General features: G+C 57.0%; 11 protein-coding genes. 9 read left to right on the top strand and 2 right to left on the bottom strand.

Annotation, left to right across the window (positions count from 1 at the left end; translation table 11 throughout):
* Nucleotides 1–88: 88 nt before the first annotated feature.
* Nucleotides 89–1,306: a DUF6797 domain-containing protein gene (locus EQG79_RS09735; protein ID WP_240699322.1), complete on the top strand. Its 1,218-nt coding sequence runs from the start codon at nt 89–91 to the stop codon at nt 1,304–1,306.
* Nucleotides 1,307–1,470: 164 nt separating this feature from the next.
* The gene (locus EQG79_RS09730) at nt 1,471–2,985 is read left to right on the top strand and encodes a PQQ-dependent sugar dehydrogenase (RefSeq protein WP_317126245.1); all 1,515 of its coding nucleotides are present in this window, start codon (nt 1,471–1,473) and stop codon (nt 2,983–2,985) included.
* A gap of 4 nt (nt 2,986–2,989) precedes the next feature.
* Here the strand turns inward: EQG79_RS09730 and EQG79_RS09725 are convergent, their stop codons facing one another.
* Nucleotides 2,990–3,892, bottom strand: coding sequence for a histone deacetylase family protein (locus EQG79_RS09725; RefSeq protein ID WP_077921869.1), 903 nt, complete (start codon nt 3,890–3,892; stop codon nt 2,990–2,992).
* Between the two features lie 116 nt (nt 3,893–4,008).
* Between EQG79_RS09725 and EQG79_RS09720 the strand changes: the two genes are divergently transcribed.
* From EQG79_RS09720 to EQG79_RS09710, 3 genes are all read left to right on the top strand, one after another.
* A complete protein-coding gene (locus tag EQG79_RS09720; RefSeq protein WP_077921868.1) occupies nt 4,009–4,758 on the top strand; it encodes an SDR family oxidoreductase in 750 nt (249 codons plus the stop codon).
* Nucleotides 4,759–4,824: 66 nt separating this feature from the next.
* Nucleotides 4,825–5,265: a hypothetical protein gene (locus tag EQG79_RS09715; protein WP_077921867.1), complete on the top strand. Its 441-nt coding sequence runs from the start codon at nt 4,825–4,827 to the stop codon at nt 5,263–5,265.
* 18 nt (nt 5,266–5,283) lie between these two features.
* Entirely contained in the window at nt 5,284–5,601 is a 318-nt protein-coding gene (locus EQG79_RS09710; protein ID WP_077921866.1) for a hypothetical protein, read from the top strand.
* A gap of 353 nt (nt 5,602–5,954) precedes the next feature.
* Here EQG79_RS09710 and EQG79_RS09705 read toward each other — a convergent pair whose 3' ends face one another.
* Nucleotides 5,955–6,704, bottom strand: coding sequence for a ferritin-like domain-containing protein (locus tag EQG79_RS09705; RefSeq protein ID WP_129601357.1), 750 nt, complete (start codon nt 6,702–6,704; stop codon nt 5,955–5,957).
* 361 nt (nt 6,705–7,065) lie between these two features.
* On the opposite strand from EQG79_RS09705, the gene EQG79_RS09700 reads away from it, so the two are divergent.
* The 4 genes from EQG79_RS09700 to EQG79_RS09685 all read left to right on the top strand — a co-directional run bounded on the left by EQG79_RS09700 (nt 7,066) and on the right by EQG79_RS09685 (nt 14,831).
* On the top strand, nt 7,066–8,283 hold the full coding sequence (locus EQG79_RS09700; RefSeq protein WP_129601580.1) for a PQQ-dependent sugar dehydrogenase: 1,218 nt from the start codon (nt 7,066–7,068) through the stop codon (nt 8,281–8,283).
* Nucleotides 8,284–9,120: 837 nt separating this feature from the next.
* Nucleotides 9,121–9,864, top strand: a complete 744-nt coding sequence (locus EQG79_RS09695; protein ID WP_077921862.1) for a response regulator — start codon at nt 9,121–9,123, stop codon at nt 9,862–9,864.
* Nucleotides 9,865–9,933: 69 nt separating this feature from the next.
* Nucleotides 9,934–13,710, top strand: coding sequence for a PAS domain S-box protein (locus EQG79_RS09690; protein ID WP_129601356.1), 3,777 nt, complete (start codon nt 9,934–9,936; stop codon nt 13,708–13,710).
* A gap of 14 nt (nt 13,711–13,724) precedes the next feature.
* A complete protein-coding gene (locus EQG79_RS09685) occupies nt 13,725–14,831 on the top strand; it encodes a hybrid sensor histidine kinase/response regulator (RefSeq protein WP_077921860.1) in 1,107 nt (368 codons plus the stop codon).
* Nucleotides 14,832–14,869 lie beyond the last annotated feature (38 nt).

The following is a 14,869-nucleotide window of genomic DNA, read 5'->3' as shown; positions in this document are numbered from 1 at the left end:
GGTGGAGTACAGCCGGTGTCATTTATTTCAGGGGGTGAACGAAGTAACCAGAAGTAGGCAGAAGGCGTTGAACCGCTTTTAGGCCTGTATGCGTTACGAGTTTATGCACCTCATTCTTTCCCGGCTACGGGCTTCTCTGCTGCTCCTGCTACCTCTCGGCATCAGTCCGGTACTGGCTCAGCAGAAGGTAGATACAACCATTACGCTCAAGTCCATTGCGGGCCTGCAATACGATCAGCCCCGGCTGGTACTGAAGCCCAAAACCCGGCTTCGGCTCGTGCTGGAAAACTACGATGACATGGCCCACAACCTCGTTGTCACCCGCCCCAACGCCCGGGTCCGGGTGGTCGACGCGGCCCTGCGTATGGGGGCCGAGGGTGCCAGTCGCCATTACGTTCCCGACATGCCGGAGGTGCTGGCCCACACCCGCGAGGTAGAGCCGGGCCGGGCCGATACCTTGTTACTAACGGTCGACGAGGGCGCTTTCCCCTACGTGTGTACCTATCCCGGCCACGGCTATGTGATGTACGGCATCCTGTACGGCACCCGCGACCCCAAACGGCTCCCCCCGCCCGAAGCCGACCCGTACTTACCCAAACGGGGTAGCACTGCCGACCATGCCGGTCATCACCAACCGTCGGGCCACCCCTACGAGGTCACCCTACCGGCCGTTTATCGCACGTTCATGCCCGACTGTGGCCCGGCGGCTATTGCGGTCGGCATGCCCGGACTGGCTGGTGGACCCGTTCAGTCGTACTGCTTCGACGCCGGCATTTGCCAGCTGCGCTACGCCTGGTCGGGCGGTTTCGTCGACAATGCCGATCAGTGGGATGGCAAGGGGCAGAAGCTTACCAAACTCGTCGGGGATATCTATTACGTAGCCAGCTCGCCCGGGCGGGCCTCTACCGCGGGCCTGACCGTGAGCACCGCCACCAAGCCGGGATCGGCACCCGCGCCCAGCCCGGCCGGACTGGTTTTCCCGCTTCGGATCGGGAACAAACCGGCCGGTCACTCGCCGGTGGTTCAGTTTCGGGGCTACCGGCTTATCAACCGATACCCGGAGTTTCAGTACGTCGTTGACGGGGTTACCGTACGCGAGCTGATCAAACCGCTCCCCGGCGGGCGGGGACTGGTCCGGCAGTTCTCCATCGACAGTGCCAAACAGCCCGTCACCTTCCTGGCCGACGAGCAACCGGGCCTGGCTTATCGCGCTACCCGGGCCGGGAAGACCGCTGCCCTACGCAACGGCCAGCTGCTTCTGCCCGCCGGTACCCGCCAGTTCACCATTTTCATGACCGTTCAGTAATGCGCTTTTCTCTCCTATACCTCCTCTCCGCACTGGCCACCACGATGGGGCTACTCCTCTGGTCACCCTGGTCCGTGTGGTCACCATGGTCCGTGCGGTCACCGTGGTCCGTGGGGACACGGACCACCTATGCGTCAGCAACAAACCATCCGGGCAAGTGGTCCGTGGGGACACGGACCACGGTGACCGGGATCGGAGCGCCGACCGAACGGACCACGGTGATTAAGAGTAGACGAACCGCGAAAATCAAAACCCGCGGGCGGGCTACGGCCGACACGATTACCGATTACTACAGCGTCGAAACGGTGCCGACCCCGCCGGGTCTGGTGGCCGAAACGGGCGGACTGGCGTTTATGCCCGACGGGCGGCTGGCGGTTTGTTTCCACCGGGGCGAGGTGATGCTGTACAACCCCAAAACCAAACAGTGGAAATTATTTGCCGAAGGGCTGCACGATCCGCTGGGGGTCATAGCCGTCAGCAATACCGAACTGCTGATCGTACATCGGCCCGAGCTGACCCGGATCAAAGACACCAACAACGACGGTGTAGCTGACGTGTACGAAACCGTTATCGATCAGTTCGGCATGTCGGGCAATTACCACGAGTACGCCTTCGGGCCCGTGCGCGACCGGCAGGGCAACCTCTACATCAGCCTCAACGCAGCCTCCAACGGGGCCGGTATCCGCGACGAGGTGCGGGGTACGTATGACCCGCTGGGTCGGCCCGGGCGCATGTACGCCTGTGTGCCCTACCGGGGCTGGGTACTGAAACAGACGCCGGCCGGGCAGGTTATTCCGTATGCCCTTGGTTTCCGGTCGCCCAACGGCATTGGCTTCGACGGGGCCGGGCGGCTCTTCGTCACCGACAACCAGGGCGACTGGCTGGGCACCAGCAAACTCTACCACGTTGAGCCCGGCAAGTTCTACGGCCATCCGTCCAGCCTGGTCTGGAAAAAAGACTTTCCCGACATCGACCCGCTGACCCTTCCGGCCCAGACCCTCGACAGTATGCGGACGAAAGAGGTGGTTGCGTTTCCGCATCAGCGCATGGCGCATTCGCCCACCCAGATCGTACCCGACCTGACCCGCGGAAAGTTTGGTCCCTTTGGAGGCCAGCTGTTCATCGGCGAGATGGATTTTTCGCGCCTGCTGCGGGTTATGTTCGATACCGTTGGCGGTCAGTTACAGGGAGCCTGCATCCCGTTTTTCGACAAAGCGGGGCTGAAGATCGGCAACAACCGCATGGCATTTGCGCCCGACGGTTCGCTCTGGCTCGGCATGACAGACCACGGCTGGGTCGGCGACCGGGGCCTGCAGGTCGTCCGCTACAAAGGCGGCACTCCGCTGGATGTAACAGCCATGCACCTGACCGCCACCGGCTTCGACCTGACCTTCACCCAGCCCCTCGACGACGCCACGGCCCGCAGCCTGACCAACTACGCCTGCCGCCGTTATTACTACAAATACCACCGCGAATACGGCTCGCCCGAGACCGACAAACAGCCCGTGGCCATTACAGCCGCCCGGCTCTCGCCCGACCGCCGAACCGTGTCGCTGACGGTCGACAAGCTCGTGCCGGGTTACATGTATGAGTTTACCCTCGGCGACCTGCGCGCGGGTAACGGCACAAAAAAAGTGGCCAACCGGCTGGTGTGCTATACCCTGAACCGGCTCCGGTAAAGTGTTAGAAAAACAGGTCGCTGGCCGTGCGGAAGGTGTTGCAGTGAGCCTCGACAATGTCGGTCAGGCGGGGCGAATACCCTCCCCCCATCGACGCTACGATGGGCAGACCGTGCTGAATCGCCTGCTCGAATACGAACCGGTCGCGCTGCCGACACCCCTCCCGGCTTACCCCCAGCTTGCCCAGCCGGTCTGACTCCAGGATGTCGACTCCCGACACGAAAAACAGAAAATCGGGCTGAACGCGCTTCAGTAGGCCGGGCAGGGTATCGTAGAGCGTGTTCAGATACAGTTCATCGGCGGTACCGGTGGGCAGCTCAATGTCCAGATCTGACTGCTCCTTGCGAAGGGGGTAATTGTCCTTGCCGTGCATGCTGAAGGTAAACACGCGCGGCTCCTGCCGAAACATAACCGCCGTGCCGTTACCCTGGTGAACGTCCAGATCAATTACCAGGATCTGCCGGGCCTGACCGGTCTCGAGCAGGTAGTGGGCCGCCACCCCCACATCGTTGAGCATACAGAAGCCTTCGCCCCGGTCGGGGTAGGCATGATGGGTTCCGCCCGCTACGTTCATGGCCACCCCGTCCTGTCTGGCCCGCTGGGTACAGTCGATGGTGCCCTGGGTAATGATCCATTCGCGGTGGATGAGCTCGGGCGTAAGCGGGAATCCGATCCGACGTACCATGCGCGGATCGACGGTCAGCGACTGCAGCGCCTGCACGTAGTCGGGCGTGTGTACGCCCAGCACCCAGCGGTTGTCAACGGGCTCCGGGCCGAAGAAATTAGCCTCGGTACAGGTGCCTTCGTAGAGCAGCTGTTCGTGAATCAATTCGTACTTGAGCATCGGGAACCGATGGCCTTCGGGCAACCGGAGCCGATACACCGGAGAGAACGCAATCTGAAGCATTGGGGGGCGGCCTGTAGCTGGCCCGTTCGATAAGGATACGCTCAAGTTAACCCGCGGGTGATGGCTTGTGTTCGGTTAACGTGTAGTTTGCCTGTTCATACGCTTTATTCTCAATCATGAAAACTGCCATCATCACCGGCGGGGGCCAGGGCATAGGCCGGGTAACAACCCAATACCTCCTCACACACGGCTACCGCGTTGCTATCTGGGAAGCTGACACTGACGCACTTGCCGAACTCCGCGAAGCGTTCAAAGCCTCTACCAGCCAGATCCTGTTCGTCTCCTGCGACGTCTCCAGCGAAATCAACGTCAAGAAAGCGGCCGACCAGACCATCAGTCACTTTGGCCAGATCGATGCGCTGATCAACAATGCCGCGCAGATGATCGAAAAACCAATCGATAAGCTAACCCTCGACGAGTGGAACCGCGTGATCGGCACCAACCTGACCGGCGCTTTTCTGTGTACCAAACATACGGCTCCCTACATTGCGGCCCAGAAAGGCTGTATTATCAACATCGGCTCGACCCGGGCTTTCCAGTCGGAACCCGACACGTTTGCCTACTCGGCCAGCAAGGGCGGTATTCTGTCGCTGACCCACTCGCTCGCTGTTAGCCTCGGCCCCGACATCCGGGTCAATGCCATTAGCCCCGGCTGGATCGACGTATCCAACCTGCGCAAGAAAGCCAAAGCGAAAGCCGACGATCTGCGGCCCGAAGATCATGCCCAGCACCCGGCCGGGCGTGTAGGGCAGGCCGACGATATTGCCCGCATGATCCTGTTCCTGATCGCGCCGGAAAACAGTTTCATTACCGGACAAAACTTTACGGTCGATGGCGGTATGACCAAAAAGATGATCTACATCTAATCCATAGGTAAACATCATATGCATTTGTCCGGTTTTAAGAGATAAAACGTCATATTTTCATCACTCATGAACATCGAACTTACTACCCTCTCGGAAACAGCGCCCCTCGAAGTGCTCGACCTGGAGGTGACGACACGACCGGTAGCCGGGCGCTCCTCGCTGCTCGTTCGACTCCTGTGTCGCCGGGGATTGCAGGATAACCACCTGAAAATGCCTCCTTTGTCGTGGTTCGATGCCAGCCAGCTACAGCGTTTTTCGCAGGAGCTGGCTGCGGCAGAGTACCCCGATACGGTAGCAACCACCCTGGTCGATGCCGGTATTCAGCTCACGGGTTCGGTACGTCGGGTAGCCGGTCGCTGGACGTCGGGCCGAACCATTCGGATCGAACCGTTGCCTAACTCGGCACACCGGTTTACGCCGTTCACCATCCATGCGTCGCACCTCGACGTCCGGACGTATTCGCGTAAACTGTACAACCGTTTGTGGGAGGTATTTACGCGCGGTTAACCACTAAACTCAACACCCATGGAAAACGTAAATCAGGACGCCATGCTCAACGAGCAGTCCAAGACCTACACGCCCGACACCGGCGGTCTCATGCAGACCCCCGACCAGAGCGAGATGATGAATGAAGAGTACAACCCGACCGATCTGTCGGGCGATGCCCATCACGCGCCCACAACGCCCACCGATGAGCAGGATGCCGCCACGATAAACGACGGGTCCGGCATGGCCTCGGGCAGCCCTAACATGGAGCCTGACCGCAGCAGCAACTTCGGGAATGGCGATACGATGGGCAACAACGACGGCACCGAGCCCGACCCGGAGCTACCCAGCCGGTAAGTACTCGGTAGTGATTAATCAGGAAAGCGTTTTATAGCTTTCATCAGCTAGCTTTTACCTTCACCCTGAGAGCTTATTCAAGAAAGGGTGGTCAAGAAGGTAAAGTCTCTTGAATAGACCGTATTTTACACCCCTCCAGCTCCCTGAACGGGTATTCGGCGATACCAACTCCCCGTTCAGGGAGCTGGGGGTAAAAAAGGCCCTCCCTTTGAGCCGACTAAAGTCAGCAAGTACCATCCCCAAACAAACATTTCAGTATAGGCGAGGCAAGTTTGAAGCTGAACCACGAAGGGTCATAAAACAGCAGCGGGCTTCCTGGTCAGGAAGCCCGCTGCTATTAGGAATAGTCGGGATTATATGCCCATTGTACCGCCCAGAGTGGCATCGTTGCCAGACCGGTACGTGCCTGTCGACCCGGTCGAGCTACCCGACTGCGTGCCGCTGTACGACTCGCCCGACTGGTAGGTCTGGCTGGAGCTGTCGCTGTAACGCGTACCGTCCGGATTTACCACGCTGCCACTGTATTGATCCCGATCCGACGAACCCATGTCGCCCGACTCGGAGTTAGCGCGGTCGTTGATGAACGATTCGGCCAGCTGGGTCAGTTTTTTGTCCGTGTTTTTTTCTTCGTCGAGGGTTTGCTGTAACAGCTGAGCCGCCTGCGTATGCCCCATAATCTGGGCCAGGGTTACAACGGAGCCGTAGGAAGCGATCTCGTGGTGCTCTACTTTCTGAGCGGCCATGATCAAACCGGCGTCGCGGGTGAGCGAGCCTGAATGGGTATTTGACACCACCATCCGGGCGTCTTCGGCCAGTCCATCGATAGCCGCGCACGATCCTTCTTCTACGTCGACGTTGAGGCTTTGAAATACCTGCTCCAGCCGGGCGATCTGGTTACGGCTTTCCTGCTGGTGTTGCAGAAAAGCGTTCCGCACTTCGTCGGTCGTAGCCGCATCGGCCTGTTCACCGAGGGCATCGACGGCCTGTTTCTCAGCATAGTAAATATTCCTGAGCTCGGTTACGAATAAGCCGTGCAGGCCCTCCTGGGTTTCCGTGTCATTACCACTGAAAAAATTTGCGATGCGTTCTCCAAACGTTGCCATAGCGTAAAACAGTTTAAGGTTAGTTAGTTTGTGTTGCTGCTCTGGTTACCAAAACTGTGCCATCTGCTGATACTGTGCGTTTTACACATTTCCGCGAATAAGTTGTGTTTATTATTTTCTACAATTATTGTAGAGTAATCGAACATATCCCCTCCCCACCCGCCAAACAGGCTTCCCAGATCGGCACAAACCGGCAGCAAACGCTGTAAGGCCCGGCCAGGAAGCAGGGCCTGACCGACCGGGTCCGTTTGATCGTATACCCGATCCGTTCACAACCTGTAGTTCTATTACTAGTTATCCTGTAGATTATACTCTATTAATTTCTCAACGTTATCAACATCACATGAAACGTAATTTTCACATGTCAGCATTAGTGTGTGCAACGCTGATGGCTGGGTTGATCGCCTGTAACAAAGACGACGTGTATGACGCGTCGATTCCGGAGACCAACGACCAGCCCACTTCAGCGCAGGTAAACGGGAACGTGTTCGAGCCAGCACTGGTCAGCGCCACCGACGAACGGGTTGCCCAATTGAAAGTACCGGCCGGGTTCAGCATCGCCAAATTCGCCGATTCGCTCGGGAAGCCGCGCATGCTGGCCGTGAGCAGCTCGGGAAATGTCTATGTGTCGGACCGTACGGCGGGGACGATCACCCTGCTGAAAGACACCAACGCTGACGGCCGGGCCGACCAGAAGCAGGTCGTGGCAACGCTGAAAAGTATTCACGGCCTTACCATCCTCGACAATAGACTGTATGCCGTGGCGATCAAGGAAGTGTACTCCATCCCGATCAACGGCGACGGTACCCTGGGTCAGGCGCAGGTGCTGATCAATAACCTGCCCGACGCCGGGCAACACCCCAACCGTACCATTGGCTTCGGCCCCGACGGGTTTATGTACCTGACCGTCGGCAGCACCTGTAATGCCTGCGCCGAGCCCAACGCCGAACACGCTACCATCCTGCGGGCCAACCCCGACGGCACGAACCGCCGGATCTACGCCAGTGGCCTTCGCAATACCATTGGCTTTGGCTGGCATCCACAAACGAAAGCCCTGTTCGGGTTCGACCACGGCATCGACTGGCTGGGCGATGAACAGCAGAAAGAGGAGCTGAACCAGATCGTAGAGGGCGCCTTTTACGGCTGGCCTTACATCTACGGCGATGGGAACTACAACCCACACCCCCGGCCTATGGGCGATACGACCTATGCTCAGATCCTGGCTAAAACAACCCTGCCCGCTTTGTCGTACGACGCTCACGCAGCTCCGCTGGGGATGGTCTTTTACACCAGTGGCACCGGTGCGGCCAGCGCGTTCCCGGCCGATTATCAGTATGATGCGTTCGTAACCATGCGCGGCTCCTGGAACCGCACTCAACCTTCGGGCTACAAGGTGGTTCGGGCTCATTTCGAAAATGGCAAACCGACCCGTATCGACGACTTCGTAACGGGCTTTCTGGTCGACAATAACCGCGCCCAGTTTGGTCGGCCGGTAGGCATTGCGACTATGCCCGATGGCTCCCTGCTGTTCACGGACGATACCAACGGGGTTTTATACCGGGTCAGCTACCGGCCGTAATCGTTGGCCCTGACTCTGAAAACAGCGGATTATACACGTAAAAAGTCACCCGTAACGTATAAAAGAGACAGAATTTACGGGTGACTTTTATCATGTTCAGCTTCTGGTAAGTCCATAAATTTTTGCCCGACAAAGCGGCAAAGCAGCCTAATTCTGTGTCAAACAAGACAAAATCAACCATTTATTAAATGTTTATAAAATTGACTGATGGTTTATAAAAAACCACAAACCGTTGGATTTTTTGATCTGTTTTTTTTAAATTACTTTACTTACATAAAAGTTATATTATTACATATAGGTCAGAATTGGCCAATTTGATTTAGTGGCTTAAACCCTGCATTCACCCTGACTAATAATTTCAATGAATGTGGAGTAAGCAACTCTAAATCAATTATATACATCAACCTAAAGTTACTCTACCATATCCTGGCAAATGTTAACGTATAACTAATCATTCTTGCGGTTATTACTTTCTTTTATTATATACTTCCTATAAATTTGACCCGAAACCTGGCTAACTCAACGTCGACATTAATTAACATCAGACCATTCAATATATACATTATGTATATCTGTCAGGTCACCATCAAATTCGGCGTTCAATCCATCTGTCCGGCTAGATTACTGTTGGAGCTTATATATACAGCCTCTCCCGCTCCCGGTGCTTTTGCCGCTTAATCGTTCGCCTTAGTCTGTACGCAGACCAGGTGCCTTACTCAACGTATTTCTTGCCGACCAGCAGGTCAGTCCCATCAGGGCTCTGGCTGTATACCTGTAGGCCTTGCATAGCCAGGCAGGCTGAACGTTTTTTCATTGTGTACCCAACTATCCATCCCTATGCCAACCGAAATATTAGTTATTGAAGACGCAGCCCAGATCCGGGAGAATCTGGTCGAACTCCTTCAGCTCAGTGGCTATAACGTGCAGACAGCCCCCGATGGCATAAACGGCCTTCATAAAGCCCGGGAAGTAAAGCCAGATCTGATTCTGTGCGATATTATGATGCCCGACATGGATGGCCATCAGGTGTTGACCACCATTCGCAACTACCCCGACCTGGCCCATGTTCCGTTTATTTTCCTGACGGCCAAAGCCGATATGGTAGACCTTCGCCAGGGCATGGGGCTGGGAGCCGATGATTACCTGACCAAACCCTTCCTGAGCAGCGACCTGCTGACGGCGATTGCCAGTCGGCTCAAACGGTGTCAGCAGCAACGGGTAAGCCGCCCCCCGAAATCGGGCTATCTTACCAGCCTCTCGGGTCACGATGCCAAAGGCAACATAATGCTGACGGTGCCCGACTGCCTGTATTTCTACGTGCAGCTCCGGAGTACCTACGTCTGGCACAAGGCCGGCCTTTTCCAGCTCAATAAAACGCTGGACATGCTGACGGCCGCCCTCGATCCACACGAGTTTTTTCGGGTTAACCGCCACGTTATCCTGCATCGAAAAACCATTCAGCAATACGCCTACTGGGAAAAAGGCAAATACTGCCTCTACCTGACGATCAACGGCCAGCAACACCAGGTAATCTTACCCAAGGCCCGTTACAGCGCATTCAGAAACTGGCTGTCCACCTAACCGTAGCGGAGAAACGCCGTAGTCCAACGGGTATCCATGCGTTCATCTATCCACTTCACTTGATTTATAATGGAGCAATTTTTCCAGACCTGGTTCAATACATCAGTACAGGGGGTAGCTTTTCTGATTCCGGTCCGAAACCGACATAAAGAACTATGCGATTTCCGATACCGGCTGGTCAATCCAGCCTTCGCCCGGCTGCTGGAGCAAACTACTGAATCCCTTACCGAGCAGTTTGTTAACCAGGTGCCCTGTCCGGTACTGCCTGAGCTGTTCGCCCGCATGGTCACCGTAACGCAAACGGGCGAGCCGCAGCAACTGATTCGGGAATACACCTTACAGGGTCAGTCGGTCTGGTATGACATCAGCCTGGCCCGGCTCGACGATCGGCTTATGATCAGCCTCACCGACGTCAGTGCCCAACAGCAATCGGCGGCTGCCCTGCAGCATCGGCTGGCCATGGAGTCGATCCTGTCTACCATTTCGAGCCGGTTTATTACCGTACAGGCCGACACCGTCGACGCCTGCATGACCGAAGCGCTGGGCCTGATTGGTACGCACATTGGCGCTGAGCGAGCCTCGGTATTTCTCTTCTCAGACGATTTTCAGCAGGGCAGCTGCCTGTACGAATGGTGCGCCCCCCACATAGCGCCCCGAAAAGAGCGGGTCAACATCAGACCGGCCAGCTGTTTCGACTGGACCCGGCCCCAGCTGGAGAACGGCCAGATCATCCGGCTACGCGCCGATGAACTACCGGAAGAAGCCGTTGCCGAAAGAGCATTTTTCTCGTTTCTCTCGGTAAAATCCATACTGGCCGTTCCGTTCCTGCAGGACCAGCGGGTCCGGGGGTTCGTTGGCTTTTATACCATCACCACCCAACCCAGCTGGGAGCAGCACGATCTGTCTTTGCTGAAAACGTTTGCTACCCAGGTGGCCAATGTGCGGCAGCGCCTGCAGCATGAGTCAGCCCTCAGGCGTACCTACCAGCGGCTGGAAGGGCTGCACGACATTGACCAGGCGCTGCTCGGCTACCGGCTGAACGATCAGTCGCCCTTGCTGATTGCCATGAAGTACCTGCATTTCATGGTGCCCTGCGAACGCATATCGGTCTTTCAGCTTCACGACGACACCCGCCAGGTTACCGCCCGATGCCGCATCGTTGACGGTGATCTGATCCTGAACCCCGACACCGACATACCGCCCGGCACCTTCTACGAGCAGTTCCTCGCCATCCGGCAAACGATCCATATTCCAGACCTTCAGCCCGATTCCGACGAGCTTCCGCCCGCGCTGAACGTGTATGAGCGGGGGTTCCGCTCGCTGCTCATCATCCCGCTATACTGCCGGAACAAGTGCATCGGTGCCTTTACGCTGACGTCGACAAAACCCGGCTTTTTTAACGAAGAGTACCGGACCATTGCGCAGGAGCTGGCCAGTCCGGTCGCGCTGGTCCTCTACCAGCAACAGCTGGACGACCAGCTCAGGCACCATACCGAACAGCTGGAGCAGCGCGTTCAGGAACGCACACAGGAGATCCGGCAGCTCTCGACCCTGCACGAAGCCATACTCAAACATGCCGGTCATGCCATTATCTCAACCGATGTGAACGGGGTTATTCTGACGGCTAACCAGGCTACCACCCACCTGCTCGGCTACGAACCCGGTGAACTCGTCGGTCTGGTAGCCCGTATCGTGCCGGGGCCGCCCGACAATCCCGTTCCGCACATTGCCCATTATCCACCTGATTCCGTCTTCCCAACATCCGATATCTTCAACGATGCCTTTGCCTCGCAGGGGTATTACTATGGGGAGTGTGTGGTGGTGGGTAAAAACGGCAGGCAGGTACCCATCCTGGCAACGATCAGCACCCTGCAGGATGAAGCGGGCACGCTGATCGGTTTCGTCAGTATCTCTACGGATATATCGGTGCAGAAAGCCGTTGAGGCCGAACTGAAACGAACCAATCAGGCCGTAAAAGCCATCTTCGACGAATCGATCGACCTGCACTGTACAACCGATCTGGTCGGCAACCTGCTTACTATTAACCGGTCCTGGGCACTTACCCTCGGCTTTTCGGCCAGCGAACCGGGAGCCGTACCGTTCTGGGCATCGGTTGACCCAAGCGAGCAGGAAACCGTTCGGCAGGCCTTTCTGAGCGTCGTTGACGGCCAGCCGCTGCGGAACCAGATCAACCAGTTTCGCAAAAAAGACGGCACGTTCTGCGTGCTGGAATGGAACGCCGTCAAGATCGACCACCTCATCTGCGCATCGGCCCGCGACATAACCGAACGGCAACAGAACGAAAGTCAGCTGCGCAGCCTGAACCAGCGGCTTCAGCTGGCTACTGAGGCCGCTGAACAAGGCATCTGGGAGATCGATATGGTCGAAAACCGCATGTTCTGGGACGATCGGGTCTGGGAAATATACGGGCTGTCGCCCCACTCCGAATCTTTGAACTTCCAGACCTTCCTGAATTTGATTCACCCCGAAGACCTGCCGGCCTTTATGGAGCGCTATCACCGGGACATGCACGGGAATACCTTCCAGAACATAACCCGGGTAATTCGCCCCGACGGTGTCATTCGCTGGGTACGGTCTATCGGCAAGCTGATCCGGGACCATCAGGGCACCGTTGTCCGGCAGATCGGCGTTCTCTGGGACGTAACGGAGCAGGAAGAAGCCGAACAGGCCCTGCTCGAGAGCGAACAGCGCTTCCGCGAAATTGCCGAAAACGTAGACGAGGTGTACTGGATTCATTCGGCCAGTCCATTCCAGCTGCTGTATCTCAACCCGGCCTACGAGCGGGTCTGGGGTACCCACTCGAACCGTTCGCTCCGCCGACCGTTTTCCTTTCTCAATCCGGTCCTGAACGAAGACAAACCCGCCGTTCTGGCCTTCATGAAACAGTACAGAGCCGGTCAGGAGGGCGAGCTTTATTTCCGGCTTCAGGAAACGGCCGGCGCCATCCGCTGGATCCACGTCCGGACCTTTATCATACGCGACGCAGCGGGGGCCGCCATTCGTCATATCGGCATTGCCAACGACGTAACCAGCCAGAAGGAAAAAGAACGGGTTCTGCAGCAGGCGCTGCAACAGGAACAGGCCCTGAACGAGCTAAAATCGCAGTTCGTCTCTACCGCATCGCACGAGTTCCGCACGCCACTGGCCACGATTCAGTCCAGCGTCGACCTGATCAAGCTGTATATGGAGCTTCCGCTGGATAACGCCCGGGCCTCGGTTCAGCGTCATCTGTCCGTTATCGAAAAAGAGATCGACCAGTTCAACACGCTGCTCTCTGACATCCTGACCATCGGCGCGATCGAATCGGGGAAAGTAAGCTTTAAACCGCGCTGGGTCGATGTCGTGGCCATATGTAAAGAAATCATAGCCACGCATTTTAACGCCCGGCCCGACCAGCGCAGCGTTCAGCTGGTGGTAGCGGCTTCTCCCCGCCCCGTCTATTTGGACGCCAAGCTGATCAGTCATGTGGTGGTTAACCTGCTCTCGAATGCGTTTAAGTTCTCGACCAGCCATCCGCAGCTGCACCTCGGCTTCACCGACACGACCCTGGTCATACAGATTATCGACGAGGGGATTGGGATACCAGCCGCTGAGCAGGCCACCGTTTTTCAGGCTTTTTTCCGGGCCAGCAACACCGCCGGCATCCCCGGCACCGGGCTGGGGCTGGTCATCTCGCGGCAGTTTGTCGAGCTGCACGATGGTCAGCTGACCCTCAGCAGTGAAGAACACAAAGGCACTACCTGTACCATTACCTTACCCATTGCCTGCGCCGAAACCATCCACTCCTCCATCAGACAACCTTTTTCGGGCACCAGCCTCAACTAACCGCTCCGGCCACCATGTCAACACAAGTACTTGTTATAGAAGACGATGCACAAATTCGGGAAAACCTGGCCGAAATGCTGAGCCTGCATGGCTACGAGGTCGATACCGCCATCAATGGGCGCGAGGGCATCAGCCAGGCCATGTTACGCCCCCCCCAGCTGATCCTGTGCGATATCATGATGCCGGAAGTAGACGGCTACCAGGTGCTGGATGTCATACGCAACAATCAGCTTACCGCCACGACACCCTTTATTTTTCTGACGGCAAAGACCGAAAACGCCGACCTGCGCCGGGGTATGGCCCAGGGAGCCGATGATTACCTGACCAAGCCCTTCACCCTCGATAATCTGCTGAGCAGCATCAACAGCCGGCTGCAGCGCGAAGCCCTGCGCAAAGCAGAGCTGAAAGCGCAGCTTGACAACTACCGCCATAACCTGGCCTCGGTATCGGTACACGAGTCAAACACCGCCCTGACCGGCATTCTGGGTTTTTCGTCACTGCTCGTTGACCAGCACCAGCACTTTACGGGCGATGAAATAGCCACTATGGCCCACATGATCAAGGTGTGCGGACTCCGGCTCAAACGCTCGCTGGACAACATTCAGCTGATGGATTCGCTCCAGCATATGGAGCCCGCTAACCCCACGTACCTGTTTTATACCAGCGGCACCTGCCAGATTACCCAGTCGATGGTCAATAGCTGTATGGAAGCCATCGCCCTGCGACAGGACCGACGCATCGACTACCGGCTCGAGATCGAAGACGCCCCGCTTGACCTGTCGGCCGAAAGCCTGTCAACCTGCCTGACCGAACTGCTCGACAACGCCTGTAAGTTTTCGGCTCCGGACCAGTGCGTTACGGTGCAGGGGAGCGTGCAGGCCAATCAGTACAGCCTGACCATAACCAATCAGGGGCAGCCGTTTCCGGCCGGGGGCCTGGCCCGGATCGGCGCTTACACCCAGTTTGACCGGTATCAGTACGAGCAACAGGGCTTTGGTATTGGACTGTCGATCACCCAGCGCATGCTTGATCTGAACCAGGGCAGCTTCACTATCGATAGCCCCGCACCCGGACTAACAGTGGTGGTGGTCCGGCTTCCTGTCCATACCGGCCGGGCCTAAGCTCAACACATTGATATCAGTTGTTTACCCTTCGTACG

The organism is Spirosoma sordidisoli, assembly GCF_004138325.1.
Classification (GTDB): Bacteria; Bacteroidota; Bacteroidia; order Cytophagales; family Spirosomataceae; genus Spirosoma; species Spirosoma sordidisoli.
This window is presented reverse-complemented; position numbering and strand designations above follow the sequence as displayed.

What these genes read in the sequence shown, in the direction of transcription:
- EQG79_RS09725 (WP_077921869.1), bottom strand. Translation starts at nt 3,892, where the DNA reads ATGCTTCAGATTGCGTTCTCTCCGGTGTATCGGCTCCGGTTGCCCGAA.
- EQG79_RS09710 (WP_077921866.1), top strand. Translation starts at nt 5,284, where the DNA reads ATGGAAAACGTAAATCAGGACGCCATGCTCAACGAGCAGTCCAAGACC.
- EQG79_RS09685 (WP_077921860.1), top strand. Translation starts at nt 13,725, where the DNA reads ATGTCAACACAAGTACTTGTTATAGAAGACGATGCACAAATTCGGGAA.
- EQG79_RS09735 (WP_240699322.1), top strand. Translation starts at nt 89, where the DNA reads ATGCGTTACGAGTTTATGCACCTCATTCTTTCCCGGCTACGGGCTTCT.
- EQG79_RS09695 (WP_077921862.1), top strand. Translation starts at nt 9,121, where the DNA reads ATGCCAACCGAAATATTAGTTATTGAAGACGCAGCCCAGATCCGGGAG.
- EQG79_RS09720 (WP_077921868.1), top strand. Translation starts at nt 4,009, where the DNA reads ATGAAAACTGCCATCATCACCGGCGGGGGCCAGGGCATAGGCCGGGTA.
- EQG79_RS09715 (WP_077921867.1), top strand. Translation starts at nt 4,825, where the DNA reads ATGAACATCGAACTTACTACCCTCTCGGAAACAGCGCCCCTCGAAGTG.
- EQG79_RS09700 (WP_129601580.1), top strand. Translation starts at nt 7,066, where the DNA reads ATGTCAGCATTAGTGTGTGCAACGCTGATGGCTGGGTTGATCGCCTGT.
- EQG79_RS09705 (WP_129601357.1), bottom strand. Translation starts at nt 6,704, where the DNA reads ATGGCAACGTTTGGAGAACGCATCGCAAATTTTTTCAGTGGTAATGAC.
- EQG79_RS09690 (WP_129601356.1), top strand. Translation starts at nt 9,934, where the DNA reads ATGGAGCAATTTTTCCAGACCTGGTTCAATACATCAGTACAGGGGGTA.